At 42.5% G+C, this 11,946-nt stretch carries 13 protein-coding genes and 1 rRNA gene; all 14 read right to left on the reverse strand.

What is annotated here, in order from left to right; translation table 11 throughout:
• Nucleotides 1–103: ribosomal RNA gene (locus AC1DSL_RS07845) — 16S ribosomal RNA — on the reverse strand; the annotation flags it as partial.
• Nucleotides 104–496: 393 nt separating this feature from the next.
• Nucleotides 497–1,987, reverse strand: coding sequence for a lysine--tRNA ligase (lysS, locus tag AC1DSL_RS07850; RefSeq protein WP_477531802.1), 1,491 nt, complete (start codon nt 1,985–1,987; stop codon nt 497–499).
• A 193-nt stretch (nt 1,988–2,180) separates the two neighbouring features.
• Nucleotides 2,181–3,206, reverse strand: coding sequence for a tRNA dihydrouridine synthase DusB (dusB, locus tag AC1DSL_RS07855; RefSeq protein WP_477531803.1), 1,026 nt, complete (start codon nt 3,204–3,206; stop codon nt 2,181–2,183).
• A 16-nt stretch (nt 3,207–3,222) separates the two neighbouring features.
• Nucleotides 3,223–3,435 (reverse strand): helix-turn-helix domain-containing protein, encoded by a 213-nt coding sequence (locus AC1DSL_RS07860; RefSeq protein ID WP_016429927.1) that lies wholly within the window; start codon nt 3,433–3,435, stop codon nt 3,223–3,225.
• Nucleotides 3,387–3,905 (reverse strand): 2-amino-4-hydroxy-6-hydroxymethyldihydropteridine diphosphokinase, encoded by a 519-nt coding sequence (folK, locus tag AC1DSL_RS07865; RefSeq protein WP_016429928.1) that lies wholly within the window; start codon nt 3,903–3,905, stop codon nt 3,387–3,389. The genes AC1DSL_RS07860 and folK overlap by 49 nt, the downstream gene beginning before the upstream one ends.
• Nucleotides 3,902–4,270, reverse strand: a complete 369-nt coding sequence (gene folB / locus AC1DSL_RS07870; RefSeq protein ID WP_016429929.1) for a dihydroneopterin aldolase — start codon at nt 4,268–4,270, stop codon at nt 3,902–3,904. Before folB ends, folK begins: the two co-directional genes overlap by 4 nt.
• Nucleotides 4,271–4,282: 12 nt before the next feature.
• Nucleotides 4,283–5,134 (reverse strand): dihydropteroate synthase, encoded by an 852-nt coding sequence (gene folP / locus AC1DSL_RS07875; RefSeq protein WP_016429930.1) that lies wholly within the window; start codon nt 5,132–5,134, stop codon nt 4,283–4,285.
• Nucleotides 5,131–5,988: an aminodeoxychorismate lyase gene (gene pabC / locus AC1DSL_RS07880; RefSeq protein WP_477531804.1), complete on the reverse strand. Its 858-nt coding sequence runs from the start codon at nt 5,986–5,988 to the stop codon at nt 5,131–5,133. Before pabC ends, folP begins: the two co-directional genes overlap by 4 nt.
• The gene (pabA, locus tag AC1DSL_RS07885; RefSeq protein WP_477531805.1) at nt 5,988–6,581 is read right to left on the reverse strand and encodes an aminodeoxychorismate/anthranilate synthase component II; all 594 of its coding nucleotides are present in this window, start codon (nt 6,579–6,581) and stop codon (nt 5,988–5,990) included. Before pabA ends, pabC begins: the two co-directional genes overlap by 1 nt.
• On the reverse strand, nt 6,578–7,996 hold the full coding sequence (locus tag AC1DSL_RS07890) for an anthranilate synthase component I family protein (RefSeq protein WP_477531806.1): 1,419 nt from the start codon (nt 7,994–7,996) through the stop codon (nt 6,578–6,580). The genes pabA and AC1DSL_RS07890 overlap by 4 nt, the downstream gene beginning before the upstream one ends.
• Nucleotides 7,997–8,219: 223 nt before the next feature.
• Nucleotides 8,220–9,146, reverse strand: coding sequence for a cysteine synthase A (cysK, locus tag AC1DSL_RS07895; RefSeq protein ID WP_477531807.1), 927 nt, complete (start codon nt 9,144–9,146; stop codon nt 8,220–8,222).
• 123 nt (nt 9,147–9,269) lie between these two features.
• Nucleotides 9,270–10,208, reverse strand: coding sequence for a peptidyl-prolyl cis-trans isomerase (locus AC1DSL_RS07900; protein WP_477531808.1), 939 nt, complete (start codon nt 10,206–10,208; stop codon nt 9,270–9,272).
• On the reverse strand, nt 10,192–11,073 hold the full coding sequence (hslO, locus tag AC1DSL_RS07905) for an Hsp33 family molecular chaperone HslO (protein ID WP_477531809.1): 882 nt from the start codon (nt 11,071–11,073) through the stop codon (nt 10,192–10,194). The genes AC1DSL_RS07900 and hslO overlap by 17 nt, the downstream gene beginning before the upstream one ends.
• Nucleotides 11,074–11,089: 16 nt before the next feature.
• The gene (locus tag AC1DSL_RS07910) at nt 11,090–11,854 is read right to left on the reverse strand and encodes a type III pantothenate kinase (RefSeq protein WP_477531810.1); all 765 of its coding nucleotides are present in this window, start codon (nt 11,852–11,854) and stop codon (nt 11,090–11,092) included.
• Nucleotides 11,855–11,946 lie beyond the last annotated feature (92 nt).

Genomic DNA, 11,946 nt, shown 5'->3' on the forward strand with positions numbered 1-11,946 from the left:
GCTAAAATCAGAAGAAGCAAGCTTCTTCATCATTCCGCTCGACTTGCATGTATTAGGCACGCCGCCAGCGTTCGTCCTGAGCCAGGATCAAACTCTCCATAATAGGTGAGTCGATTAGCTCGACTTTGTTGCTGGCGTCAAATTAATGACGTTTTAAAATGAACAATTAAGTTCAAGTTTTGCTTCCCACACCGAAGTGTGTTCCGCTTTATTGTTGACGTTTTGCTGTTCAGTTTTCAAGGTTCATTTCGTTGGTCACTCTCGCGACAGCAACTTTTATATCTTAGCAAATCCAGATTGTCATGTCAACAAAAAGTTTTGCTTTTTCATTTTTGTTTGCCGCTTGTTTTGGCGACTTGATTACTATACCACCATACAAAAGGGTGCACAAGTCTTTTTAAAATTAAAAGATTATTAAAATAATAGACCCCTAATTTTTCATTGAAAACAAAAAAGAAGCCGGGACGTAACCCGACTTCTTTCTTGTATTGTTTACTTAATCACGATGACGCATTTGTGGGAATAACAGTACATCGCGAATCGAAGGAGAATTCGTTAACAACATAATTAAACGATCAATCCCGATTCCCAGTCCACCTGTTGGCGGCATTCCGTATTCCAGCGCTTCGATAAAGTCGTCGTCCATTTCATGTGCTTCATCATTACCCGCTTCTTTTTCAACAAGCTGCGCTTCAAAGCGTTCGCGTTGATCGATTGGGTCATTTAATTCCGTAAAGGCATTTGCATGCTCACGACGAACAATGAATAACTCAAAACGATCTGTAAAGCGACCGTCTTCAGGATTTTTCTTAGCCAATGGCGAGATCTCCACTGGATGCCCATAAATGAAAGTAGGTTGAACTAATGACTCTTCCACTTTTTGTTCGAAGAACTCGTTAAGAACATGTCCCACTTCCATAGAAGGTTTCACATCTACCCCGTGCTCTTTTGCAAAAGTGTGTGCTTGTTCTTTCGTCATCTCTACCCAGAAGTCTACTCCAGTAACTTCTTTGACTGCATCTGCCATGTGCAGACGTTTCCAGCCTGGAGATAAATCAATTTCATCTTCCCCATACATTACTTTCGTTGTTCCCAGGACATCTTGAGCAACATGTGCGATTACGTTTTCAGTTAACGCCATGATGTCGCGGTAATCAGCGTATGCTTCATATAACTCAAGCATAGTGAACTCAGGGTTGTGACGCGTTGAGATTCCTTCGTTTCGGAATACGCGTCCGATTTCATATACTTTTTCAAGCCCACCGACGATTAAACGTTTCAAGTGAAGCTCGATTGCGATACGCATATATAAAGTCATATCCAATGCATTGTGGTGTGTAATGAATGGACGAGCTGCTGCTCCACCCGCAATTGCATGCATAAGTGGCGTTTCAACTTCAAGGAAACCTTGTCCATCCAAATAACGACGCATCGATTGGATGATACGGCTACGTGTAATAAATGTATGTTTGCTGTCTTGGCTTGTAATCAAATCTAAATAGCGTTGACGGTATCGTTGCTCCACATCTTTTAAGCCATGGAATTTTTCAGGCATCGGACGAAGTGCTTTCGTTAAGAATGTAAATTCAGTCGCTTTAACTGAAAGTTCTCCAACCTGTGTACGGAAAACCGCACCACGAACACCCACGATATCTCCTAGGTCAGCAGTCGTGAACAAATGGTAAGCTTCTTCACCAATTGCATCTTTGCGTACATAGATTTGGATTTGTCCATCGAAGTCTTGAAGGTGAGCGAATCCAGCTTTCCCTTTTCCACGCTTCGTCATGATTCTTCCGGCAATTGTTACTTCTTTTGGCTCTTCATCTAATTGTTCTTTTGAAAATTGATCGAACTCCTTGCGGATACCTTCAGATAAATGCGAACGTTCGAAACGTCCACCAAATGGATCAAGACCACTTTCACTTATAGAAGTCATCTTTTGGCGTCTCACCAAAAGTTGATCGTTTAATTCATCTAAATGAGACATGTTCATTTCACTCCCTTTTCTTTTGATAGCTCCAGTTAGCCATTCATAATGAACCTATTGTACACAATTTCACATACGTCTTCACGTCTTTATTGATATTTCGGAAAAATCTCTTGGAATTTCCATAATTCCGAGAAATTATTTCTATATATAAAAGAGCTATCACCAAAAGTGACAGCTCTAATAACACGTTTTACATAACGCTTGTCTCAAGTTCACGGCCTAAAGCCATTTGCTCATCTGCAAAGTTGTTAATGAATGCACGCAACTCTTGTGCGGATTCAGTTTGGTTAATCAAGTTACGAGCTTTTCCGTTTCCACGGATGCCTTTTAAGTACCATGAAGCATGTTTACGCATTTCTCGAACGGCAACGTATTCACCTTTAAGTGCCACTAAACGTTCGAAGTGAAGTAAGCAGACATCCATTTTCTCACGAACAGATGGTTCTGGCTTTAACTCACCAGACTCCAAATATTCTACCGTGCGGTAAATCATCCAAGGGTCACCTAAAGCCGCGCGACCAATCATAACACCATCAACGCCAGTTTCCTCTAGCATACGCTTCGCATCTTGAGGTGTTTCAACATCACCATTACCGATAACCGGAATGTTGACGTTTTCTTTTACTTGGCGAATGATATCCCAGTCAGCATGACCTTCATACATTTGTACACGTGTACGTCCGTGAACAGCTACAGCTGAACCACCCGCACGTTCAACTGCTTGTGCGTTTTGAACTGCGTATAAATGATCTAGATCCCAGCCAGTACGCATTTTCACACTCACGGGTTTCTTCACGTTATCTACAACCGCCGCAACCATCTCGTAAATCTTTTCTGGTTCAAGCAATAGCTTAGCTCCCGCTTCACATCGAATGATTTTTGAAACCGGACAACCCATATTGATATCGATAATATCAGCCGTTGTGTTTTGATCCACATATTTGGCAGCTTCAACAAGTGTTTCTTTGTCACCGCCGAAAATTTGTAATGACAACGGATTTTCTCTGTCATCGATGTATAGCATGTTCATTGTTCTTTCGTTTTTGTGCACGATTCCTTTATCGCTGATCATCTCAGCATAAACAAGTCCTGCGCCAAATTCTTTAACGGTCAATCGGAATGCCGAGTTGCAAATACCTGCCATCGGCGCCAATACTACACGGTTATCCATGATGTGTTTACCGATTTGAAAAGGCTTTTCACTCATTCTAGTCATTGTTCATCCTCCTTTCTTATGAATTTGTCTCACCCATTAACTCTTCTACCTCTATATTCAGCACGGATGCCATTGTTTCTAGTTGTTGTTGTGTTGGTACTCGAGTTCCACGCTCGATTTGCCCTAAAATAGATGTCGACATTCCAATTTGTTTGGCAAAGTCGAGTTGCTTCATCGCTTTTAGTTTTCTAAACGCACGAATGCGTCTACCCCATCGATTGTTTTCCATACGTGAACGCCTTCTTTCTGTCCTTCTGCATACTTGCGAAAAGACACACCAGTTACTGGATGTATGCCTTCAGGCAATAATTCCATCAACGGAACGAGAACAAACCCTCGTTCATGCATTCGTGGATGAGGGACAGTCAGTTTCTCTGACACTATATTTTCATCATTATAGAGCAAAATGTCAAGGTCTATGCACCTTGGTCCCCAACGAAATTCACGAATTCTCCCTAGAGTCTGCTCGGTTTCCAGGCAAATAAAAAGGATTTCATCCGCAGTTAATGGACTCTTGATTTCAACGACGATATTTAAAAAAGATGCTTGCTCAGTATAACCGACTGGGTCCGTCTCATAAACCGACGACACTGCAGTGACTTCTAAATCGTTCTCCATTTGCAGCATTTTAACCGCATCTTGCAACATCTCGAAACGATTACCTAAATTCGACCCTAACGAAAGATAGGCGGTATTCATACATATGTACCTCGCGTAATTTCAACAGCTACCGAACGGTAATGCCCAGGAATCGGGGGATCAGGTTTAATCAACATCACTTTGCAACCTTTTACAATCCCTTCAAACTTCGTCAAAATTTCTTGTGAGATTCGCTCTGCCACCGTTTCCACAAGCTTCACAGGTTCACCCTCTACAATCTTTTGGCAAACAAAGAATGCCTCTGCATAGTTAACGGTTTTCTCAAGATTGTCCGTTTGACCAGCTTCCTGTAAGTCCACTGCCAATGATAAGGTTACACGGAATCGTTGACCGAGTTTTGTTTCTTCAGCAAACACACCGTGATAGCCCCAAAATTCCATATCGTTCACATGAATATAATCCATTTATTTCGCCCCTTAACGTTCTATATATGGTTGTTTACCAGTCAATACATCCATCATGCGTACTGTACGAACGATTTCTTTCACGTCATGTACACGCATCATATGACATCCATGCATGATACCGAAGGAAACGGTTGCTGCGGTTCCTTCCAAACGTTCCTCAACAGGCAAATTTAAAATGTTGCCAACCATGGACTTACGGGATGTACCAAGCAGCACGGGATATCCCATTTCCACTACTTCTTGTAAATGCTGCATCATCCATATGTTTTGTTCGGTCGTTTTCCCAAATCCAATGCCGGGATCCAACCAAATTTGTTCATCAGGAACGCCTGCATCTTTAGCTATTTGCACACTTTCCTCCAGATCCTTGCGTACATCCGGCCAGAAATTTGCGTATTCCGTGTTATCACGATTGTGCATCAATAAAATCGGCACGCCAAGTCTTGCCGCCACTTCAGCAATTGCAGGTTCACGTTTCGCTCCCCACACGTCATTGATAATATGAGCTCCAGCAAGGATGGCAGCTTCCGCCACTTTCGCTTTGTACGTATCGATCGAAATAGCCACATCCAGTTCACGCACCAACGCTTCGATTACAGGAATAACACGTGAAATTTCTTCTTCTTCACTTACGGCATCATGACCAGGGCGTGTTGATTCCCCACCGACATCAATTATTTTCGCTCCATCAGCCACCATTTTTTTCGCATGAATAACCGCTTCTTCTATAGCGTTAAAACGTCCACCATCCGAAAAAGAATCAGGTGTCACATTCAGTATTCCCATGACAATCGTTTCGTTATGAAAATCAAATACCATCCCATTCACTTCGAACAGTTTTGTGTAATGTATTAAATTCACTCAAATCGCTCCTTGTTTGCCCGTTCCACTTGTTTTGCATAAAGTTCATGTAACTGCGTATAGATTAACCCATCTTTTCCATCAAAAAATCTTGATCCAAGTTGGCGAATTGGTACCAATTCTTGTACCGCATTTGAAACAAATACTTCGCTGGCCGCTTCCAGCCTATCTGGAGTAAATAGCCCTTGTTCTACATGCAAGTTGAGTGCAGTTGCTTCTCGCAACACCCAGTCACGAGTAATTCCCGCTAATATGCCCGTCTCCAGTGAGGGAGTATACAGTACACCTTCTTGAACCCAGAAAATATTGGAGGTAATGCCTTCTGCAACATGTCCACCTTCCGTCAAAAAGAAACCTTCCTTCTCAGCTAGTGAAGGAAGTTCCAAGCGAGCACGGACGTTGTTGGCATAATGATGTGATTTGTGACGCATTCCACTTTCCGGTGTATTACGATGCGTTTCCAGCCATACCGCCGACTTTTCTTTTCCTCGCGTCATCGGCGGCAGTGCTTTTCTAAATAAAATTAACGTCGGTTTTTCATACTCGGCTGGCGCTAAACCGATATCATGCACACCAGCTGAAACATTCATGCGGAAATAGCCATCTTCTCCGCCGCTGCGCTCGTTCAACCCTTGAATAACAGATGTCAGCGTGCCTATATCTAATTTTATTATCATTCGAAATTCATCGAGCGCAAGTTGCAACCGCTTCAAATGCTCTTCAAGCAAAAAAGGCTCTCCATCATACGTACGGAATGTTTCAAAAAACCCTAAGCCGTAGAGGAAGCCATGGTCAAAAGGAGAAATGCGTAGCTCTTCCGCTTTTACAAATTCCCCATTCATCCAAGCCCACATTACGCTTCCTGCTTCTTTGCCGAATGGCAATACGTTTCAATGAAATTACGAAGCAATTGTTTACCCGCTTCCGTCATGATGGATTCGGGGTGATACTGGACACCTTCGACTGCATATTCACGATGACGAAGCCCCATTATTTCACCTTCTGCAGTCCAAGAAGTCACTTCGAGACAATCAGGAAGAGATTCTTTTTCAACAATCAAGGAATGATAGCGCGTCGCTGTAAATGGATTGGGCATCCCCGCATTTACACCTTTTCCATCGTGATGAACTGGAGAAGTTTTGCCATGCATTAAACGTTCTGCACGAATGACATTGCCTCCGAATGCTTGTCCAATGGATTGATGGCCAAGGCACACACCGAAAATCGGAATTTTACCGGCAAAATGCGTAATGACTTCTAAACTGACGCCTGCATCATTTGGTGTACATGGTCCTGGAGAGACAACAATCATTTGCGGATTTAACGATTCAATATCCGTCATGGTCAATTCGTTATTTCGTTTAACAAGTAGCTCTTCGCCGAGTTCACCGAAATACTGGACCAAGTTATAAGTGAAAGAATCGTAGTTATCAATCATTAAAATCATTTATTGCCCACTCCTTCCGCCATTGCTTTTGCTTGCCAAAGCGCTTTTGCTTTGTTTAGCGATTCGATATATTCGTTTTCAGGACTAGAATCAATAACTATTCCAGCTCCTGCTTGTATATGCGCCAAGCCATCCTGTACAAATGCTGTACGGATGACGATATTGAATTCCAAATCTCCTGTATAACCAAGCCATCCGATCGATCCCGTATATAAACCACGTCGTACCGGTTCAAGTTCTTCGATGATTTCCATTGTGCGGATTTTTGGTGCTCCCGTGATGGTTCCTCCAGGGAACACCGCTCGGATCACTTCTGTATTTGACGTATTCTCAGCAAGTGTTCCTCGAACGTTCGAGACGATATGCATCACGTGCGAATACTTTTCAATGACCATAAACTCGTTTACTTCCACAGAACCGTACGCAGACACTCGTCCTAAATCATTGCGTTCTAAATCCACTAGCATCACGTGTTCTGCACGTTCTTTTTCGTTATCGATCAATTCCTTTGCAAGAAGCTCGTCTTCTTGTTCGTTCTTCCCGCGAGGACGCGTTCCAGCAATTGGACGTGTCGACAGCTCGTCTCCCTTTTTCTTCACCAGTAATTCCGGTGATCCTGACACAACCGCAAATTCAGGCGATTGGATGAACGCCATATAAGGTGAGGGATTAAAAGAACGCAATGCCTCGTAGTATGTCACCGGTGAAACAGACAACGCTTTCGACTGACGTACAGATAAGTTGACCTGGAATACATCCCCTTGTCCGATGTATGTTTGAATGCGACGCACAGCTTCTTCAAAAGCAAGCCCCGTCATCGACACATGCAGTTCAGTATGATCTTCCAGCACTTCGGTTGCTGCACCTGGTGAAAACATCCTAGAAGCGATGCCTTTTTTTGCAGCTTCCATCCACTTGTTACTTTCAACTTGCAAATCGACTGAAACGGTTGGCAAATGCATAACATGCACACGTTCTTTTTCAATATCCAATACCGCCCATTGGTCAAGTAAATAGAAGTACAGATCCGGAATGTGCAAGTCATCCTCTGTGTCGTTAGGCAACGCTTCGATTTGACGAGCATAATCGTACGTAATGAACCCTGCTGCACCACCTTGGAAATCTGGCAGCTCGTCAATATGTGCAAATTGATATTCAGCTACCAATTCCTCGACCAATTGCAACGCTTCACCTTGCCGCACTTCCACTTTTCCATCACGCCATTCAATGCGCAATCCGTCTTCCGTTGATTCAACGACTGCAAGCGGATTCCAGGAAGCAACGCTGTAGTGCCCTCCACGGCCGCTTTCCATCAAAATGTGGTAGGATTCATGTTGCGTTAATTCTTTATAGGCATAGTAAAATTCATCTTTATTTAAAGAAATCGTAGTTGTTTGTAGTTGAACATCACGCATGTTCGGTCTCCCCCTGAAAAACAATTATCGCTTTCATCTTATCGTGAAAGACCTATTGAAAGCCACAATAAAAGCGTAAAGTGCCACTTAAGCTCGACACCGGCGCTGAAAGAATGGTTTCCTTTGTGTCAGGATTCATGAAAGAATGGAAGTTTTTAATATAAGCTGATACTTTATTAGGCACAAAAAAGAGAGAACGTCTCCGCTCTCTCCTCTGCCATTATTATTGTTCATCAAATTGGTATAATGGTGTACTTAAATAACGTTCCCCGTTCGAAGGAAGAATTGCTAATACTTTTTTTCCTTTTCCGAGCTTGCGTGCTACTTCCAGTGCCGCATAAACAGCTGCCCCCGAAGAAACCCCACCCAGAATTCCTTCTTCACGTGCCACTTTACGCGCAGTTTCATAGGCATCTTCGTTTGAGACTTGAATGATAGAATCGTAAATTTCAGTGTTCAATACTTCAGGTACAAAACCGGCACCAATTCCTTGGATTTTATGAGGTCCTGGTTGACCACCCGATAAAACAGCTGAATCTTTTGGCTCAACCGCTACAATTTCAATGCCTGGGAAATTCTTTTTCAGCACTTCACCAGCACCTGTAATCGTTCCGCCAGTTCCAATACCAGAAACGAAAGCATCCAGTTGATCCATAGCTTCTACAATTTCCGGTCCTGTTGTTAAACGATGCACTTCCGGGTTTGCAAAGTTATTGAATTGTTGTGGCATAAACCAACCATTTTCTTCAGCCAGTTCAGTTGCTTTCGCAATAGCACCCTTCATTCCGTCCGGTCCTGGAGTCAGCACTAAATCTGCACCGTAAGCACGCAATAAATTGCGTCGTTCCAAACTCATGGTTTCAGGCATTACAAGGACGGACTTGTAGCCTTTTGCCGCCGCAATCATCGCTAGCCCGATTCCTGTGTTTCCGCTTGTCGGTTCGATAATGGTGTCACCTTGTTTTAATTTCCCATCACGCTCAGCCGCTTCTACCATTGAAAGAGCAATGCGATCTTTCACACTACTGCTTGGATTGAAGAATTCTAACTTCAAATAGACTTCTGCATCTTCAGGTCCTGTTAAACGATTTAATTTCACAATCGGGGTTTTCCCCACTAAATCAGCTACTGAATTTCCCACACGTGTCATTTCCTCACTCCTAATCCCTAGTAACTCAATTGGTTTTCGTTTCCTTAATTCTACCAATTCTTCTGACATTTCGCAAACAAAAAGCAGCCCCCTGAACGAATCAGAAAACTGCTTAAGTATATGTTATTCACCATAAAACCATTCGGTGTCAAATTCTTTCCAGAAAGCTTCAGGTGATACAGATTGTGGCAATTGTTCCAAAGCTAGCTCTCTCTTAATCTGATTTTTTACATCATCATATGAAAAAGCTCGCCCTTTTGCGATATCTTGCACATACACAATGCCGTACCTTCCATCGGATAGGGGAACAGGATCACTATATTGCTCTATTTCCAGTTTACTAGCTGCCGTTACAACTGAATAGTCCACATTCTCCTGACCCTCCGAAATAAAGCCAATATCTCCGCCAAGGCTGGCTGAAGATACGTCAACTGAACGTTCACGAGCTAACACGTCAAAGGACGAACCATTTTCAAGTTCTTTTAGCGTCTCCTGTGCATCCGATTCAGACTGCAAAACAATCAAGCTCGTCCGATACGTCGTTGGGATATTATACAGGGACTGATTTTCATCGTAAAAGGTTTGAATTTGTTCGTCTTCAATTACCACATCTTTTGTTAACACTTTATCTAAAATTAATTGCGCTCTCATTTGTTTGCGTTGCATATCGTCATTGAGCGAATGTACTTGTGAATTTGTACTATCCTGAGCAGAACGAATCAAGGCAATTTCCAAATCTACTTCTTTATCCGTTACTTCAATTTCGTATTTCTCCGCTGCCGCTTCCATCACTTTACCATTTACAAGTTCAAGAAGTGTTTCTTTTCCGTACTGTTCTTCCATTGCGACCATCCAGTCTTCACGGGTGATTTTCTCACCACCAACGGATGCAACTTCTTCACCGCCACCAGTTTTTTGATTCGGAATCATCCATGCGATGAACCACAATAAATTACCTAGCAGTAAAAGACCTAATACGATAAGTACTGGTTTTGTTTTCAATCTCCTCTGAGTAGGTCGACCATCCATCGGACGACGATCATTATTATGATTTAATTTCATCGATAAAAGATTCCAGTTCTTCTTTTGAATAGTGATACGTTTCCATACAGAAATGACATTGCGCTTCTGCACTTCCGTCTTCTTCAATCATTTCTCGAATTTCAGCTTCTCCCAAACCCAAAATGGCTGTGCCGAAACGCTCTTTTGAACAGTTACATTCAAATGAAACTGGCATTTGGTCAAGAATTTGGACATTTTCTTTACCTAGTATCTCTTGTAAAAGTTCTTCAGGAGACAACCCTTTTGCGATCAATTTCGAAACGGGCTCCATTGAACTCAATTTTTCTTCGATAATTGTAATGGTCTCATCTTCAATACCAGGCATCAACTGAATAATAAACCCTCCAGCAGCCAGAATGCTGTTATCCGGATTTACTAAAACGCCTAATCCAACAGAAGAAGGTACTTGTTCAGATGCTACAAAGTAATACGTGAAATCTTCACCTAATTCACCTGACACAATTGGAACTGAACCTGTGAAGAAATCACGAAGTCCAAGATCTTTCACAATCGTCAACATACCGTCAGTGCCAACCGCACGACGGACATCAAGTTTTCCATGTTCATTTAAATCAAAGTGAGTTTGCGGATTCGATGCGTATCCACGTACTTCCCCTTTTGAATTGCTATCTACAATAATGGCACCAATCGGGCCTTTACCTTCTACTTTTACCGTAAGTTTATCCTCACCTTTAAGCATGGCACCCATCATGACACCAGCCGTCATTGTACGGCCAAGAGCAGCAGATGCAGTCGGCCATGTTGCGTGGCGTTGTTGCGCCTCCCCTACCGTAACGGTTGTACGCACAGAAAATGCCCGCACTTTGCCATCAAATGCTAATGCTCTTACTAAATAATCACTCATTGTATGTCCTCTTTTCTTATTGGTTACGTTTATATATTAAGTGCAATCCTTTTAATGTTAAATACGGATCAATCGTGTCAATTACTGTTGATTCTGCCGCAATTAAATTCGCCAATCCACCCGTTGCGATAACTGTCGGTTCTTCCATACTTTGTGCTTTAATACGGTTTACGATACCTTCAACTTGACCGACATAGCCATAAACAATACCTGCTTGCATCGCCGAAATCGTATTTTTCCCGACTACATTATCAGGTTGCGTCAATTCAATGCGTGGCAATTTGGATGCTCTTGCGAATAGGGCTTCTGTGGAAATCCCGATGCCAGGTGCAATTGCACCTCCCATATATTCGCCTTTTTCATTTATATAACAATAGGTTGTAGCAGTTCCGAAATCCACAATAATCAGTGGTGGGCCGTACTCATCGATTGCCGCGACTGCGTTAACAATACGATCAGCTCCAACTTCACGAGGATTTTCGTATTTAATATTTAAGCCCGTTTTTACTCCGGGACCTACCACAAGCGGTTTAATGCCAAAGTATTTTTGACACATTCGCTCCAACGAAAACATAATGGGCGGTACAACGGAAGAAATAATGATTCCATGAATTTGGCTAAATTCGATACCTGCATGGTTAAATAACGCCTTCACTTGCATGCCGTATTCGTCTTCCGTTTTGTAACGATCGGTTTCCATGCGCCAATGGTGAATGAGCTGGTCTTTATCATATACACCCAAAACAATATTCGTATTTCCCGTATCTAAAACAAGTATCATTGTTGTACCTCACATATTCCATTAATAAGTTGCTTAAATTTGTGGAACTAAAGTGGTGCTTTCCGCTTTTCATGATCTAGCTACATGCGCCA

The sequence above is a fragment of the Paenisporosarcina sp. P4_D4 genome, assembly GCF_056401835.1.